Below are 14,365 nucleotides of genomic sequence, written 5' to 3'. Positions count from 1 at the left end.
GCGCCCGTCTGGTGACTATGACTCCGAAGGGATTACCAACGGTAGTGTGCGAACGCCTTGTTGGCTTCTGCCATACGGTGAACGTCTTCACGTTTCTTAACTGCAGTACCTTTGTTGTCTGCAGCATCAGAGAGTTCGTTCGCCAGACGCAGAGCCATGGATTTATCACCACGTTTACGAGCAGCTTCAACGATCCAACGCATTGCCAGAGCATTACGACGAACCGGACGGACTTCAACTGGAACCTGATAAGTAGAACCACCAACGCGGCGAGACTTAACTTCTACAGTCGGGCGCACGTTGTCGAGAGCGACTTCGAAAGCTTCCAGTTCATTTTTACCAGAGCGCTGAGCCAGGGTCTCCAGCGCGCTGTATACGATTGCTTCTGCAGTAGATTTTTTACCATCTACCATCAGGATATTTACAAATTTAGCCAGCAGTTCTGATCCGAACTTAGGATCCGGCAGGATTTTACGCTGACCAATGACGCGACGACGTGGCATGGAAATACTCCGTTGTTAATTCAGGATTGTCCAAAACTCTAAGAGTTTAGTTTGACATTAATATAAAACGTTTGGCCTTACTTAACGGAGAACCATTAAGCCTTAGGACGCTTCACGCCATACTTGGAGCGAGCTTGCTTACGGTCTTTAACGCCGGAGCAGTCAAGCGCACCACGAACGGTGTGGTAACGAACACCCGGAAGGTCTTTAACACGACCGCCACGGATCAGGATCACGGAGTGCTCCTGCAGGTTGTGACCTTCACCACCGATGTAGGAGGTGACTTCGAAACCGTTAGTCAGACGCACACGGCAAACTTTACGCAGTGCGGAGTTAGGTTTCTTAGGAGTGGTGGTATATACACGAGTACATACGCCACGTTTCTGCGGGCAGGCTTCCAGCGCCGGCACGTTGCTCTTTGCAACTTTGCGCGCGCGTGGTTTGCGTACCAGCTGGTTAATTGTTGCCATTAAATAGCTCCTGGTTTTAGCTTTTGCTTCGTAAACACGTAATAAATCGCCTCATATAATATGAGGACGCAGAATTTTAGGGCGGTGCCGAAAAGGTGTCAAGAAATATACAACAATCCCGCCATTACCAGGCCAACTGACCCGCATGTTTGACGGTCAGTCTGACGAACTCAGTATAGCTAACCCTGATGACGCTGTCCGCAATTTGACCAGCCAGCCCGCGGGCTTCGATATCTTCTTGCAGAGCGTAGATAGAAATGGGGGCAGATTGCAGGATTTCAAGGAAACGCCCTTCCGCGATGGCGGCGATAACGCCGTCCGACAGCAGGAGAAGATCGTCACCCTCTTTTATCAAACGGCGCATCGTCGCCATATCAGCGTGCCAGGGGGAAGTGCTTAGCGTATGGAGCATTCAGGCCTCAGAAACGCAGTATCACGTTAAAATCATCAAGCCGGGCGCGCAGAGCCTCTGGCTCCAGCCATTCACCGTCAACGACCCACGGCGTAGCAGAATTCAGGCCGCGCTCCCGTGCTGAAGCAGCGCAAATCCAGCACTGTTCGATATCGTATAGCGATAAGAGTTTGAAGGTAGAGATATAGTCGCGCGCCAGCACCGCGGCAGGGCGCTGCTCTGAAAGCAGCTGAAATACGCCATCGCCCACGAAGAATACGCCGATCTCTTCCGTCAGGGCTGAGGTTGCCAGCAGGGCATCCAGCCCTTCCCTGCCCGATGCTGAACCATGGGGCGCAGACGAAAAAATAAAGGCTACGCGTTTCATCAGAACTGCACCATGCGATCGCAGGTTAACGCGGCTTCCGCCAGCGCGCCCAAGCCACTCAAGGTAAAACCCGGCTGCAAATTATGCGCAGGCAAACTCAGCTGCCGGGCCTCTTGTTCATCAGTGATTCCACGGCGTAAAGCTGCGGCTACACAGATATGCAAGGAAACAGCGTGTTCCTCATGCAGCGCCTGCCAGGCCCGAACCAGATCAAACTCGTCGCTGGCGGGTGCCGTAAGCTGATTCGCGTTGTAGACGCCTTCACGATAGAAAAAAATGCTAAGCAGCTCGTGCCCCTCCTGCAAAACGGCGCGGGCAAACTGTAATGCGCTGCTGGCCTGCTGGGTACCGTAAGCGGGGCCCGTCACCGTAATGGCAAAGCGCATTATTTATCCAGCCCCTGGAAATCTCCGCTTTTGAACTGACGAATGTAGAGATAAACCGTGTGCTTAGAGATGTTCAGCCGATCGGCTACCTGGTTAATGGCATCCTTGATATCAAAGATCCCTTTCTCATAGAGGTTCAGGACGATCTGCCGATTTTTGGCGTTGTTAGAAACGTTACGGTCAGCGTTCACCTCTTCAATTGTGAACTCAAGCGTCTGGGCAACCAGATCGTCAACCGATGAAGCAAAGTTGACCTGCGAGTTTACCTCCGTCGTTTCCGGCGGAATAAAGGTGCTCATTATTTGTGAGAACGGCACATCAAGATTCATGTTGATGCACAGCAGGCCGATAACCCGATGGTCACGGTTGCGGATGGCGATTGTGACCGATTTCATCAGCACACCGCTTTTTGCGCGGGTAAAATAGCATTTGGAAACGCTGCTATCGGCTCCAGTCATATCGTGCAGCATGCGCAGCGCAAGGTCGGTAATTGGCGAGCCGATTTGTCGGCCGGTGTGTTCACCGTTGGCGATACGAATAGCGGAACATTTTAAGTCCTGCAATGAGTGCAATACGATTTCACAGTGGGAACCGATGAGCATCGCTAACCCGTCCACTACCGCTTCATAGGATTTGAGGATATCGAAGTCGGTCTGGTCAAAAGGACGTTGATCCAGTAAATCAAGCTCACTGGTCTCGTTGGTTAAAAGCGACCTGGACATGAAAAAAAGCACTCCTTTTCAGGAGCCTGTCGTTATCGTCAGGGCAGGCTCATCATCATTATTAATCTATCTAAAGTAATACAGCGCCTGAGGTTCTTTCCAGTTTTAATTATATCTGCCCGCAATAAAAAAGCCGCCGCCCCTGGAGGCGGCGGCTTAAAACCGATTACTTCTTAGCGTCAGCGGCAGGGGCTTCAGCGGCTGCTTCAGGCTTGGCATCCGCTTTCGGGGCCGGTTTAATATCCAGCAGCTCTACATCAAATACCAGAGTAGAGTTCGCCGGGATGCCCGGTACGCCGGTTTTGCCGTAAGCCAGATCCGGTGGAATGACCAGCTGGATTTTACCGCCTTTCTTGATGTTCTTCAGGCCTTCGGTCCAGCCTGGGATCACGCCGTCCAGGCGGAAGGAAAGCGGCTCGCCGCGGGTGTAGGAGTTATCAAACTCTTTACCGTCGATAAGCGTACCTTTGTAGTTAACCACAACGGTATCGCTGTCTTTCGGCGCTTCACCGGTACCCGCTTTTTCGACTTTGTAGAGCAGGCCAGATTTAGAGGTTTTCACGCCTTTCTCTTTCGCAAAGGCGTCACGGTAAGCTTTGCCTTTCGCTTCATTCTCAGATGCGTCTTTTTCCATTTTCTGCTGAGCAGCCGTTTTTACGCGGGTTTCAAACGTCTGCAGAGTCTGTTCGATCTCCTGATCGGACAGTTTGCTCTTATCAGCAAAAGCGTCCTGAACACCGGCGATCAGCTGATCTTTATCTAATTTGATGCCCAGTTTTTCTTGTTCTTTCAGGGAGTTTTCCATGTAACGTCCCAGCGATGCACCCAGCGCATAAGCAGATTTCTGATCGTCATTTTTGAATGCCGATTTGCTGTCCGTTGCGGGTGCCGCTTTCGCTGTCGTCTCAGCAGCGAAGCTCAGCGGTGCATTCAGGGCGACGGCCATTGTGGTCGCCAGCAGCGTTACTTTAAACAGTGATTTCATCCATTTCTCCAGGGCCGGGGCATCTCACCCCAGGGTTATCGTAAAAAACAAAAAACGTACTATAGAACGTTGCAGAACAAATCAACATACAGACGTACCTGAATATCGCCTCATTTCAGACTATTTTTGTATGAATTAGTTTCCCGTCAGACGTAACGATGCTGCGCGGATGCTGAAACTTCAGTAGAATCCGCCCGCAGGATAAGACAGAAGAGGTTACTCATGCACGATAGCACTTTAGAGACTCGCCTTGCGGAGCTGGAGAGCAGACTGGCGTTTCAGGAAATCACTATTGAAGACCTCAACAAAACCGTCACCGCCCACGAGATAGAAATGGCAAGGATGCGCGAACATATGCGCCTGATGGTGGAAAAATTGAAAGCGACTCAGCCATCCCACATGGCTTCACAGGCGGAAGAAACGCCTCCTCCGCATTATTAAGACGTAAAAAAAGCGGGTCTCCCCGCTTTTTTCTATTCCGCAACGCGAGCGTAGCGGAATTAATGACAACCGCAGCCGCCGTTACCGCCGCAACCGCCTTTGCCGTGTTCGTGGCCATGGTCATGGCCGTGACCGCCGCAGCAACCGTCGTGATCGTGGTCGTGGCCATGATCGTGGCCGTGAGCACCGTGTACATGACCATGCTCCAGCTCTTCCGCCGTTGCTTCGCGAATCGCGACGACTTCAACGTTGAACTTCAGATTCTGACCAGCCAGCATGTGGTTACCGTCAACAACAACGTGTTCGTCACCCACTTCGGTGATTTCTACCGGTACCGGACCCTGATCGGTTTCCGCCAGGAAGCGCATGCCCACCTGCAGCTCATCAACGCCCATAAATACATCTTTAGGTACGCGCTGAACCAGGTTTTCGTCGTACTGACCGTACGCGTCGTTAGCGCCGACTTCGACGTCAAATTTGTCGCCTACGTCGTGGCCGTCCAGCGCGTTTTCCAGGCCGGAAATCAGGGAACCGTGACCATGCAGGTAGTCAAGCGGCGCGCTTACCGGAGACTCATCAACCAACACACCGTCTTCTGTACGTACCTGATAGGCCAGGCTGACCACCAGGTCTTTTGCTACTTTCATGATATCTCCTGAGCATGGGAAGAATAGTGGCGCAGATTGTAGCGGAATTCTGCAGCCGTGTACCCTCTAGCTTAAAAAAAGCCGATAGATAACGCTAGTCCGGATGAAAAATGCCTATCACTTGCTCTTCTTTGCGAACATGCTCGCGAACCTCTTTATCCGCCTCACGCATCTGGTGCCCGCACTTAACGCACTCAACAATATCGACATTATTCTCACGCCACATCGCCAGTGAATCCTGAGCCTGGCACGCCGGACATTTCGCACCGGCAATAAAACGTTTACGCACAGCCATATCATTTACCTTTATTCAAATTCATCCCAGCCGTCTAACTGCCTGCTCTCTTTTTGCATCTCACGCTGAAAGATCTCCTCCAGCTCGCGTCTGGCTTCCCGCACGCGGGATATCTGCAGGGTATCACTATGCACCGGCATTAACTCGCGCAGCATCCGCATATCAAGGCGCCGAAAGTGCAGTTGAGCGCGCTGCGCCTGATGGGGATGCATACCCAGCGAGATCAGCGCTTTTCGTCCCAGCTCCAGCGCGCTGGAGAAGGTTTCGCGAGAAAATTGCGCCACTCCCGCCTGCAGCAGCTCATGGGCCTCAACGCGTCCCCGCGCTCGCGCCAGAATATGCAGATGTGGAAAGTGTTGTTGACACATCTCCACCAGCTTCATGGTATCTTCCGGCTCGTTACAGGTAATTACGATCGACTGCGCGTCTTCGGCTCCCGCTGAGCGCAGGAGCTCCAGCTGCGTCGCATCGCCAAAATAGACTTTATAGCCATATTTACGCATCAGATTGACCGCGCTGATATCGCGCTCCAGTACCGTGATACGCATTTTGTTCGCCATCAGCAGACGGCCGATCACCTGACCGAAACGACCAAAACCCACGATAATGACCTGCGGTTTGTCATCTTCAACCCACGGCGCCTCACCCTCTTCTTCGGGTTGATTCAATCGCCGCGAAAGCACTTTATCGATGAGCGTCATCAGCAGCGGCGTGGTCATCATCGACAACGTCACCGTCACCAGCAACAGGGCCATCTGATCGTTTTGAAACAGACGAAGCGAAGCGGGGAGTGAAAACAGCACAAAGGCGAATTCCCCTCCCTGGCTCAGCACGCCGGCAAACTGCACCCGTTCCGAACTGCGCAGGCCGTATACCCGCGCCAGAAGATACAGGACGAGACCTTTTACCGTCACCAGCACTGCGACGCTGACCACTACCCACAGCAAATGGGTATAAAGCACTCCAAGATTCAGCGCCATGCCAACGGAAATAAAGAACAGACCGAGGAGAAGCCCTTTAAACGGATCGATGGCGATTTCCAGCTCGTGGCGATACTCACTCTCTGCCAGCAGAACGCCGGCGATAAAGGTCCCCAGCGCCATCGACAAACCGAGCGCATCCATAAACAAAGCCGATCCGAGCACCAGCAGTAGCGTCGCGGCGGTGAAGACTTCCCGCACGCCGGATCCGGCGATAAAACGAAATACCGGCCTCAGCAGATAACGCCCGCCGACCAGCATTCCGCCGAAAGCCAATACCTTCATCCCTATGGTGAGCCAGTTAAAATGGTCGTCACCAGAACCCGCAAGCAATGGAACCAGCGCCAGGGCCGGGATCACGGCCAGATCCTGAAACAGCAATACGGAGAAACCCAGCTGTCCGGATTCGCTGCGGCTCATGCCCTTCTCACGCATCAGCTGCAGCGCCATCGCGGTGGAAGACATCGCCAGCCCAATCCCGCCGACCACCGCAGCGCGCCATGAGAAGTCGCTCAACATAAGCAAACCGCCAAGAATGAGCGCGCTGAAGGCGACCTGAGCGGCCCCGACGCCGAAAATGGAGCTTCTCAGCCGCCACAGTTTGGACGGATTCAGCTCCAGTCCGATGATAAACATCAGAAAGACGACGCCTAATTCTGAGAAGTGAAGAATTTCATCCACATCGCTGATGAACCCTAATCCCCAGGGGCCGATGGCGATACCGGCCAGCAGATACCCCAGTACGGCGCCAATACCCAGCCTCGCCGCCAGCGGTACCGCCACCACGGCGGCAAACAGAAATAACACCCCGGCCAGCAGTAAATCAGCTCCCGCCATTTGGACCTCCAGCCGTTACAGGATTAGCCAGCCAATCGCGGTAGGCGCGAGCGCGGCTTTTCAGGTCTTCGGGAGATTGCCGACGCGCCCAGTAGACGATAATCGGGCTCATCCAGTGCATACGGCACATGCCGGCAGTCAATTCAAAAGGGCGGAGAATGTCATTCATCGGATAACGATGGGCATCGCGCCGGTAGGCGCTCTCCGGCTCGCCGGTAGTAATGACGCTACGCCAGTACTTTCCCGCCAGCTGATTCCCTCCCGCCCCGCTGGCGAAGCCGCGGCTGAGCACCCTGTCCAGCCACTCTTTCATCAGCGCCGGGCAGCTCCAGGTATAGAGCGGATGCTGGAAAACAATCACCTCATGCTGGCGCAGGAGATCCTGCTCCCAGGCGATATCAATAAAAAAATCCGGATAGTGCGCGTAGAGATCGTGCACGGTCACATTCGACAACTGTAAGGCCGGTTCAAGCAAAACCCGGTTGGCCACGGAATCCTGAGATTCTGGGTGGGCATACAGCAGCAAAACTTTCGCTGTCTGAGACATCTTTCCCCTCCCGAACGTCTTCTGGCGGCCTGTGCAGCGGCTGCGTCCCGACGCAACCAGAATGACTTTGTGTATCATCTTCATTTTGGGCTACCATTGCGGCCCGGTTGAGCGATTCGCTCCACACTACATTATCATAATGACAAATTAACATAGTCAGAACATACGGCGCCTTATGATTGTTTTCTCCTCCTTACAAATTCGTCGCGGCGTACGCGTCCTGCTGGACAACGCCACCGCTACCATCAACCCAGGGCAAAAAGTCGGCCTGGTGGGTAAAAACGGCTGCGGTAAATCCACGCTGCTTTCGCTTTTGAAAAACGAGATTAGCGCCGACGGCGGCTCGATGACCTTCCCCGGCAGCTGGCAGCTGGCCTGGGTTAACCAGGAAACACCTGCGCTTGCGCAGCCGGCTATTGACTATGTTATTGATGGCGATCGCGAATTCCGCAAGCTGGAGGCGGATCTGCACGCGGCCAACGAACGCAATGACGGTCACGCCATCGCGACGGTACACGGTAAGCTGGACGCCATCGACGCCTGGACCATCCGCTCACGCGCGGCCAGCCTGCTCCACGGACTCGGTTTCAGCAACGAACAGCTTGAAAGACCGGTGAGCGACTTTTCCGGCGGCTGGCGTATGCGCCTTAACCTCGCTCAGGCGCTGATTTGCCGTTCCGATCTGCTGCTGCTTGATGAACCGACGAACCACCTCGATCTCGACGCGGTCATCTGGCTGGAGAAGTGGCTCAAAGGCTACCCGGGGACCCTGATTCTGATCTCCCACGATCGCGACTTTCTCGATCCGATCGTCGACAAAATTATCCATATCGAACAGCAAACGATGTTCGAGTACACCGGCAACTACAGCTCATTTGAAGTGCAGCGCGCGACCCGTCTTTCGCAGCAACAGTCGATGTACGAAAGCCAGCAGCTGCGCGTCGCGCATTTGCAGAGCTACATCGACCGTTTTCGCGCTAAAGCCACCAAAGCTAAACAGGCGCAAAGCCGTATCAAAATGCTTGAGCGCATGGAGCTCATCGCGCCTGCCCACGTGGATAACCCGTTCCACTTTAGCTTCCGCGCGCCGGAAAGCCTGCCCAATCCGCTGCTGAAGATGGAAAAGGTTAGCGCCGGCTATGGAGAGCGGGTGATTCTCGACTCAATCAAGCTGAATCTGGTTCCCGGTTCGCGCATTGGTCTGCTGGGGCGCAACGGCGCCGGTAAATCGACGCTGATTAAACTGCTGGCCGGTGAGCTACAGCCGCTGCACGGTGAGATTGGTCTGGCGAAAGGCATCAAGCTTGGTTACTTCGCTCAGCATCAGCTGGAATTCCTGCGCGCGGATGAATCCCCGCTGCAGCATCTTGCCCGCCTCGCGCCGCAGGAGTTAGAGCAGAAACTGCGCGACTATCTGGGCGGTTTCGGCTTCCAGAGCGATAAGGTCAACGAACAGACGCAGCGTTTCTCCGGCGGCGAGAAAGCGCGCCTGGTGCTGGCGTTAATCGTCTGGCAACGGCCAAATCTGCTGCTGCTTGATGAACCCACCAACCACCTCGATCTCGATATGCGTCAGGCGCTAACCGAAGCGTTAATCGATTTTGAAGGCGCGCTGGTGGTGGTTTCGCACGACCGCCATCTGATTCGCTCCACCACCGACGACCTTTATCTGGTGCACGATAGCAAAGTCGAACCTTTCGACGGCGATCTTGAAGACTACCAGCAGTGGCTGAGCGACACGCAAAAACAGGAAAACCAGGCCTCAGAAGAGCCGAAGGAAAACGGCAACAGCGCCCAGGCGCGTAAAGATCAGAAACGCCGGGAAGCCGAGCTGCGTACGCAAACCCAACCGCTGCGCAAAGAGATTGCCCGCCTGGAAAAAGAGATGGAGAAGTTCAACGCGCAGCTGGCGCAGGCGGAAGAGAAGCTGGGCGACAGCGAATTATACGATCAAAGCCGCAAAGCGGAACTCACCGCGTGTTTACAGCAGCAGGCTAGCGCGAAGTCCGGGCTGGAAGAGTGTGAGATGGCCTGGCTGGATGCCCAGGAACAGCTGGAGCAGATGCTCCAGGAAGGCTAACGGCATGATGCAGTACCAAAAGGCGGGAACGCCCGCCTTTTTTAATCCCACTCCCCGCCGCTTAACGCTGCGCCGCCAGCCGGGCGCGGATCTGCGACAGCGAGGCATAGCCGTACAGCTTGCCATCCAGAAAGCGCGTTTTTAACTCGCCCTGCTGCTCCTGCTCCAGCGTTTGCCCATCGTACAGCTGCAGTTCCCCCACGGCGTCGCGTTCCACGCGCAGCAGACCACGCGCCGAACGTTTGAGGCCATTATCGGTTTTCGGCTCCTTAAAGAGGGCTCTTCCCTCGCCGTTCACCTCCCCCCAGGTCGCCTTCATCGCGAAGCCGAAGGTATCGCGGGTGTTGTACTGGTAGGTAAAGGAACCCACGCCGAACACCACGTTAGCGCTGGCAAAGCCTTTCGCTTCCAGGCGACGCAGGATCTCATCCGCTCTGGCGAGAGTAATGGAATCGCCGTAAATCAGGCCGACATGCGGATCCAGTACCTTGTATCCTTTTTCGTTAATCGTACCGCCGAAGATTTCCCACAGTACTTCAACGGAGCCTTTCTCCTCGGCGCTGCGCTCGCTGCGGGTGTCGTCGTCAGCCGCCGTTCCGCACAGAATAGCCACCGGATCGCCGCTGTCCGGACGGAATACGACTCGCCCCTGGCGCCGCATAATTATCGCCTTCAGCTCGCGGGTGTATTCGGTCAGCACCTGCCAGTAATCCCAGGTATCCGAGACGATAGAGACGAAACCCTGCGGGTGGACTTCGGTAATCAGCCGGCGAAAGGTTTCAATTTCCCGCTCGCGCTCGCCCATACACATCACGCTGTGTTCCGTGGCCGGAATGCTGGCGCCGATAAGCTCATCTTCACCGCGAGTGTAATAATCCCGGGCATACAGCAGCGAAGGCAGGCTATCGGTACCTTTGAAACTGGCCAGATGTCCGCAGCCCGACTGCGCAGTGTCGTGCAGCCCGGACATCCCCCGAAACGAAAAGTCGTGACATTGGAAATCAAGGTGCGTCAGATCGCTACAGGTTTTCTCCGCCCAGCGTTCGCAAATCAGGCGATAGTGGTGGGCAATGGTCGCGTTGGTTGACGCTTTCCACAGCTCCGCCGAAAGCACCGTCTCCAGATAGTTCACCAGCCAGAAGAACTCAGGTTGCGTATTGGTGATGGTCAGCACCGGTACTTTCATCGGCACCTTGGTACCTTCATCGAGCGCTTTGATATGCAGCGGTAAATAGCCAAGCCGATGCAGAGCACGAACAGGCTCCACCCCAACCGTATCGCGCCCCAGATAGCCGTCCATCACCTGCTTATACTCGTTGACGACCTCCTCTTCCGGGCGGGCGAAAAACGCCTCGTTAAACAGATCGACCAGGAACCACTGCAGAAACCCCTGCAGGCCGAAAAATACCAGCTTGCCGTCGGCCTGCGGCGACTGGAAAAAACGATCGCTGCGCGGAGTAAAGTTTGAGTAGACCTTCGTAGTCCCCTGCGGATACTGCACGCGATGGGAAACTTTATAACCATCAATAGCCAGAATCGGATTTATTTTCATCATATTATCCCCAATGTGCGCGGTAGATAGCGTCTATATCGATAAGCTCCAGCTGCGGGTGAGCCAGGGCAGGAGAAGTCAAAGAGGTGGTGGCGTAAACGGCATCGATGCCGTTATTCAACAGATGCTCTACGCCTTTGGAAAAAATACCGTGGGTGACGTACAGACTCACGCTGCGGGCGCCCGCCTCGCGCAGCACCTGCGCCGAGCCGATAAAGGTGCCGCCAGCGTCGCACAGGTCGTCAACAATAAGCACCGCTTTCCCCGCGACATCACCGGCCAGCAGGGAAAAACTGGTTAACGCGCCGCTGGCAAGGTCACGCTCTTTACCGAGGATCGCGAACTCTCCGGCGCCGCAGGCTTTAGCCACAGGGTGAATCTTCTTGAGCGCGCCGGCATCCGGCGCCACCAGCATCAGCTCCCCGGTAGCAATAGCCTGACGCAGAACGGCGCTCTGCAGAAGACAGTGCTGCTGGGCAACCGCAACCATATTATTGACTGCCGCCGCCGCGGCATCGCTATGCGGGTCAAGCACCACGACTTTGTCAAAGCCAAGGGTATTAAGCTGCCGAGCGAAGACCTTCAGAGCAAAGCTGTCTCCCGGCACCATATGGCGATCCTGACGCGCCCACGGCAGCCACGGCAGTTCCAGATGGCTAAACGCCACGTCGGTAACATGACGCACGGCCTCCACCAGCTGCGCCAGCAGCATAAAATCGTTCATATCGCGCAGAGTAACCGCCCGGATGCGCATCAAACGGGCGGAAGGCGGTAATTGATCGGTCACCTTCAGCCACACAGCGCCATCGGGAAAGACGCCGCTGGCAAGCGTAAACGCCTCATCATCCAGTTCCAGGGTAAATTTTTCGCTCATGGTGACCTCCGCTCATTAAATTGTGTCTCTAAGACACAATCAATAATGTCCCTAAGACACATATGATGCAAGTGTTAAATGTCATTTAAGCGGAAAAATGGATTAGGCTATTGAAAAATAATAACAAAAATAGAGACTTGCTGCTCAGGAAGGGGCTGGTACACTTGTCAGCGTTCTTTTCCGCTGCGAGCGCTCTATGACCACCGATGCCGAATACCTCAGCCAATACGATGCCAGCCGCTTTCCCTCGCCGCTGGTGACCGTCGATAGCGTCCTGTTTACCCTGTATGAAGGGGCGCTATGCGTTCTGCTGGTTGAGCGCGCTCATCCGCCGCAGCAGGGGGCGTGGGGGCTACCCGGCGGCTTTATCGATCTGGCGCACGATGATTCAACCCGCGCCACGGCGCTACGTAAGCTCACGGAAAAAACCGGGATTTCACCGTCATGGCTGGAGCAGCTCGACACCTTTTCCGGGCCGGATCGCGATCCGCGCGGCTGGAGCCTGACTATCGCCTGGTTTGCGTTAATCTCATGGGTAGATTGTCAGCCGCATATCGCCAGCGTCAGCGATGCCCGCTGGGTGCCGGTGGCGCAGTTGGATAGCTATTCGCTGGCTTTCGATCATCAAAAGATCATCGACGCCGGTCTGCACCGCTTACGCCAAAAAACGATGTACTCTTTACTGCCGGTTTACTGTCTGCCGGAGACCTTTACCCATGGTCAGCTGCTGGAAGCCACGGAAATCATCCTTGGTCAGCCGATTCAACGCAAAAGCCTGATTCGCCGCTTCGAAGCCTCCGGAATGTTTGAAGAGACCGGGGAAACAGCGGCAACCGGCGCGCGCAAAGCGCGGCTATGGCGGCGTAAACCCGGCGTCGATTTTCATCTCTTTTCACGTAACCTGCTGACCGATTAGCCGCAAGGCCACATATGGGCTAACCTGCGTACTTCATGCGCGGTATAGTATGTTATAAAGATTATTTATTGCTCTGGTGCTATGGTTGATATCACTCCTACAGAAATGACGCCCCCTGAAGACGACTCGCATCAGTTTCATCCGATGCGCGGCGTAGGCAATCGTCATTTGCAAACCATGTTGCCGCGGCTAATCCGTCGCAAACTCCGCTTTACTCCCCACTGGCAGCGTCTGGAATTGCCGGACGGCGACTTTATCGATCTGGCGTGGAGCGAAGACCCTTCGCAGGCGCGTCATAAACCACGCCTGGTGGTGTTTCATGGCCTGGAGGGCAGCCTGCACAGCCCTTACGCCCACGGACTTATCCATGCGGCCATGCAGCGCGGCTGGCTGGGCGTGGTGATGCACTTTCGCGGCTGTAGCGGCGAACCCAACCGGAATAACCGCATCTACCACTCGGGCGAAACGGAAGATGGCTCCTGGTTTCTGCGCTGGCTCCAGCGCGAGTACGGCACGGCCCCCACCGCCGCGGTGGGATATTCGCTCGGGGGCAATATGCTGGGCTGCCTGCTGGCAAAAGAGGGCGACGCAATTCCCGTTGATGCCGCGGTTATCGTCTCGGCGCCGTTTATGCTGGAGGCCTGTAGCTATCATATGGACAAAGGTTTCTCCCGCGTTTATCAGCGCTATCTGCTCAACCTGCTGAAAGCCAACGCCGCGCGTAAGCTAAAAGCCTATCCCGGCTCTCTGCCCGTCGATTTACGCCAGCTAAAAAGCATGCGCCGTATTCGCGAATTTGACGATAGCATAACGGCCAGGATCCACGGCTTTGCCGATGCGCTGGACTATTATCGCCAATGTAGCGCCATGCCGCGCTTAAGCGATATCACTAAGCCCACGCTGATTATTCACGCGAAGGACGATCCCTTTATGGATCACCACTCGATTCCCCCGCAGGAACAGCTGCCGGCGAATGTCGAATATCAGCTCACGGAGCACGGCGGGCACGTGGGTTTCGTCGGCGGCACGCTGCGTAAGCCGGAAATGTGGCTTGAAAAAAGAATTCCGGATTGGCTAACCCGTTGGTTAGGAGCGCAAATATGATCATTCCCTGGCAAGATCTCGATCCCGAAACGCTGGATAACCTGATCGAAAGTTTTGTATTACGTGAAGGCACCGATTATGGTGAACATGAACGTTCGCTGACGGATAAAGTCGCTGATGTTAAACAGCAGTTGAAAAGCGGAGAAGCCGTGCTGGTGTGGTCAGAACTGCACGAGACGGTGAACATTATGCCCCGCAAGCAGTTTCACGGCTAAGGCGGCACACACTATCGTTTACTCTGGGAGTT

Annotated in this window: 18 protein-coding genes; 5 read left to right on the top strand and 13 right to left on the bottom strand. The window is 55.0% G+C overall.

Going from position 1 to position 14,365, the window contains the following annotated elements:
• Positions 1-32: 32 nt before the first annotated feature.
• The 7 genes from rpsG to fkpA form a co-directional block, all read right to left on the bottom strand.
• Complete coding sequence (gene rpsG, locus ACE3MN_RS02035; RefSeq protein WP_004106370.1) at positions 33-503, bottom strand: 30S ribosomal protein S7; 471 nt, start codon at positions 501-503, stop codon at positions 33-35.
• A gap of 95 nt (positions 504-598) precedes the next feature.
• Positions 599-973 carry a 30S ribosomal protein S12 gene (gene rpsL / locus ACE3MN_RS02030; RefSeq protein WP_002920115.1) on the bottom strand — a complete coding sequence of 125 codons (375 nt, stop codon included), beginning with the start codon at positions 971-973 and terminating at the stop codon, positions 599-601.
• A gap of 124 nt (positions 974-1,097) precedes the next feature.
• Complete coding sequence (gene tusB, locus ACE3MN_RS02025; protein ID WP_024359852.1) at positions 1,098-1,385, bottom strand: sulfurtransferase complex subunit TusB; 288 nt, start codon at positions 1,383-1,385, stop codon at positions 1,098-1,100.
• Between the two features lie 7 nt (positions 1,386-1,392).
• Positions 1,393-1,752 carry a sulfurtransferase complex subunit TusC gene (gene tusC / locus ACE3MN_RS02020; protein ID WP_049087547.1) on the bottom strand — a complete coding sequence of 120 codons (360 nt, stop codon included), beginning with the start codon at positions 1,750-1,752 and terminating at the stop codon, positions 1,393-1,395.
• The gene (gene tusD, locus ACE3MN_RS02015) at positions 1,752-2,138 is read right to left on the bottom strand and encodes a sulfurtransferase complex subunit TusD (protein ID WP_004138410.1); all 387 of its coding nucleotides are present in this window, start codon (positions 2,136-2,138) and stop codon (positions 1,752-1,754) included. The genes tusC and tusD overlap by 1 nt, the downstream gene beginning before the upstream one ends.
• Complete coding sequence (locus ACE3MN_RS02010) at positions 2,138-2,860, bottom strand: transcriptional regulator (protein WP_004106380.1); 723 nt, start codon at positions 2,858-2,860, stop codon at positions 2,138-2,140. Before ACE3MN_RS02010 ends, tusD begins: the two co-directional genes overlap by 1 nt.
• 166 nt (positions 2,861-3,026) lie before the next feature.
• Positions 3,027-3,845, bottom strand: coding sequence for an FKBP-type peptidyl-prolyl cis-trans isomerase (gene fkpA / locus ACE3MN_RS02005; protein ID WP_004125943.1), 819 nt, complete (start codon positions 3,843-3,845; stop codon positions 3,027-3,029).
• Positions 3,846-4,067: 222 nt separating this feature from the next.
• On the opposite strand from fkpA, the gene ACE3MN_RS02000 reads away from it, so the two are divergent.
• On the top strand, positions 4,068-4,286 hold the full coding sequence (locus ACE3MN_RS02000) for a protein SlyX (protein ID WP_004106384.1): 219 nt from the start codon (positions 4,068-4,070) through the stop codon (positions 4,284-4,286).
• A gap of 59 nt (positions 4,287-4,345) precedes the next feature.
• Here the strand turns inward: ACE3MN_RS02000 and slyD are convergent, their stop codons facing one another.
• The 4 genes from slyD to kefG form a co-directional block, all read right to left on the bottom strand.
• Entirely contained in the window at positions 4,346-4,933 is a 588-nt protein-coding gene (gene slyD / locus ACE3MN_RS01995) for a peptidylprolyl isomerase (protein ID WP_004125951.1), read from the bottom strand.
• 94 nt (positions 4,934-5,027) lie between these two features.
• Positions 5,028-5,228 carry a YheV family putative zinc ribbon protein gene (locus ACE3MN_RS01990; RefSeq protein WP_004106389.1) on the bottom strand — a complete coding sequence of 67 codons (201 nt, stop codon included), beginning with the start codon at positions 5,226-5,228 and terminating at the stop codon, positions 5,028-5,030.
• An 11-nt stretch (positions 5,229-5,239) separates the two neighbouring features.
• Positions 5,240-7,045: a glutathione-regulated potassium-efflux system protein KefB gene (kefB, locus tag ACE3MN_RS01985; protein WP_004125954.1), complete on the bottom strand. Its 1,806-nt coding sequence runs from the start codon at positions 7,043-7,045 to the stop codon at positions 5,240-5,242.
• Positions 7,032-7,592, bottom strand: coding sequence for a glutathione-regulated potassium-efflux system ancillary protein KefG (gene kefG, locus ACE3MN_RS01980; protein WP_004138406.1), 561 nt, complete (start codon positions 7,590-7,592; stop codon positions 7,032-7,034). Before kefG ends, kefB begins: the two co-directional genes overlap by 14 nt.
• A gap of 175 nt (positions 7,593-7,767) precedes the next feature.
• Here kefG and ACE3MN_RS01975 point away from each other — a divergent pair, with 175 nt between their 5' ends.
• Complete coding sequence (locus ACE3MN_RS01975) at positions 7,768-9,672, top strand: ABC transporter ATP-binding protein (RefSeq protein WP_049087548.1); 1,905 nt, start codon at positions 7,768-7,770, stop codon at positions 9,670-9,672.
• A gap of 61 nt (positions 9,673-9,733) precedes the next feature.
• Here ACE3MN_RS01975 and ACE3MN_RS01970 read toward each other — a convergent pair whose 3' ends face one another.
• Together ACE3MN_RS01970 and prs are read right to left on the bottom strand one after the other, a co-directional pair.
• On the bottom strand, positions 9,734-11,224 hold the full coding sequence (locus tag ACE3MN_RS01970) for a nicotinate phosphoribosyltransferase (RefSeq protein ID WP_004138401.1): 1,491 nt from the start codon (positions 11,222-11,224) through the stop codon (positions 9,734-9,736).
• Between the two features lie 4 nt (positions 11,225-11,228).
• Positions 11,229-12,098 (bottom strand): ribose-phosphate diphosphokinase, encoded by an 870-nt coding sequence (gene prs, locus ACE3MN_RS01965; RefSeq protein WP_049087549.1) that lies wholly within the window; start codon positions 12,096-12,098, stop codon positions 11,229-11,231.
• A 196-nt stretch (positions 12,099-12,294) separates the two neighbouring features.
• Here prs and ACE3MN_RS01960 point away from each other — a divergent pair, with 196 nt between their 5' ends.
• The 3 genes from ACE3MN_RS01960 (at position 12,295) to ACE3MN_RS01950 (ending at position 14,333) form a co-directional block, all read left to right on the top strand.
• Complete coding sequence (locus tag ACE3MN_RS01960; RefSeq protein ID WP_102650210.1) at positions 12,295-13,014, top strand: NUDIX hydrolase; 720 nt, start codon at positions 12,295-12,297, stop codon at positions 13,012-13,014.
• A 144-nt stretch (positions 13,015-13,158) separates the two neighbouring features.
• Positions 13,159-14,118 (top strand): hydrolase, encoded by a 960-nt coding sequence (locus ACE3MN_RS01955; protein WP_229295910.1) that lies wholly within the window; start codon positions 13,159-13,161, stop codon positions 14,116-14,118.
• Positions 14,115-14,333, top strand: a complete 219-nt coding sequence (locus ACE3MN_RS01950) for a YheU family protein (protein WP_004125965.1) — start codon at positions 14,115-14,117, stop codon at positions 14,331-14,333. The genes ACE3MN_RS01955 and ACE3MN_RS01950 overlap by 4 nt, the downstream gene beginning before the upstream one ends.
• The last annotated feature ends 32 nt before the right edge of the window (positions 14,334-14,365 follow it).

It is taken from the genome of Klebsiella grimontii (genome assembly GCF_042137965.1).
GTDB classification, from domain to species: Bacteria; Pseudomonadota; Gammaproteobacteria; order Enterobacterales; family Enterobacteriaceae; genus Klebsiella; species Klebsiella grimontii.
This window is presented reverse-complemented; position numbering and strand designations above follow the sequence as displayed.

Excerpts from the sequence above, each read along its gene's own strand:
- rpsG (WP_004106370.1), bottom strand. The coding sequence starts at position 503 with ATGCCACGTCGTCGCGTCATTGGTCAGCGTAAAATCCTGCCGGATCCT.
- rpsL (WP_002920115.1), bottom strand. The coding sequence starts at position 973 with ATGGCAACAATTAACCAGCTGGTACGCAAACCACGCGCGCGCAAAGTT.
- tusB (WP_024359852.1), bottom strand. The coding sequence starts at position 1,385 with ATGCTCCATACGCTAAGCACTTCCCCCTGGCACGCTGATATGGCGACG.
- tusC (WP_049087547.1), bottom strand. The coding sequence starts at position 1,752 with ATGAAACGCGTAGCCTTTATTTTTTCGTCTGCGCCCCATGGTTCAGCA.
- tusD (WP_004138410.1), bottom strand. The coding sequence starts at position 2,138 with ATGCGCTTTGCCATTACGGTGACGGGCCCCGCTTACGGTACCCAGCAG.
- ACE3MN_RS02010 (WP_004106380.1), bottom strand. The coding sequence starts at position 2,860 with ATGTCCAGGTCGCTTTTAACCAACGAGACCAGTGAGCTTGATTTACTG.
- fkpA (WP_004125943.1), bottom strand. The coding sequence starts at position 3,845 with ATGAAATCACTGTTTAAAGTAACGCTGCTGGCGACCACAATGGCCGTC.
- ACE3MN_RS02000 (WP_004106384.1), top strand. The coding sequence starts at position 4,068 with ATGCACGATAGCACTTTAGAGACTCGCCTTGCGGAGCTGGAGAGCAGA.
- slyD (WP_004125951.1), bottom strand. The coding sequence starts at position 4,933 with ATGAAAGTAGCAAAAGACCTGGTGGTCAGCCTGGCCTATCAGGTACGT.
- ACE3MN_RS01990 (WP_004106389.1), bottom strand. The coding sequence starts at position 5,228 with ATGGCTGTGCGTAAACGTTTTATTGCCGGTGCGAAATGTCCGGCGTGC.
- kefB (WP_004125954.1), bottom strand. The coding sequence starts at position 7,045 with ATGGCGGGAGCTGATTTACTGCTGGCCGGGGTGTTATTTCTGTTTGCC.
- kefG (WP_004138406.1), bottom strand. The coding sequence starts at position 7,592 with ATGTCTCAGACAGCGAAAGTTTTGCTGCTGTATGCCCACCCAGAATCT.
- ACE3MN_RS01975 (WP_049087548.1), top strand. The coding sequence starts at position 7,768 with ATGATTGTTTTCTCCTCCTTACAAATTCGTCGCGGCGTACGCGTCCTG.
- ACE3MN_RS01970 (WP_004138401.1), bottom strand. The coding sequence starts at position 11,224 with ATGAAAATAAATCCGATTCTGGCTATTGATGGTTATAAAGTTTCCCAT.
- prs (WP_049087549.1), bottom strand. The coding sequence starts at position 12,098 with ATGAGCGAAAAATTTACCCTGGAACTGGATGATGAGGCGTTTACGCTT.
- ACE3MN_RS01960 (WP_102650210.1), top strand. The coding sequence starts at position 12,295 with ATGACCACCGATGCCGAATACCTCAGCCAATACGATGCCAGCCGCTTT.
- ACE3MN_RS01955 (WP_229295910.1), top strand. The coding sequence starts at position 13,159 with ATGCGCGGCGTAGGCAATCGTCATTTGCAAACCATGTTGCCGCGGCTA.
- ACE3MN_RS01950 (WP_004125965.1), top strand. The coding sequence starts at position 14,115 with ATGATCATTCCCTGGCAAGATCTCGATCCCGAAACGCTGGATAACCTG.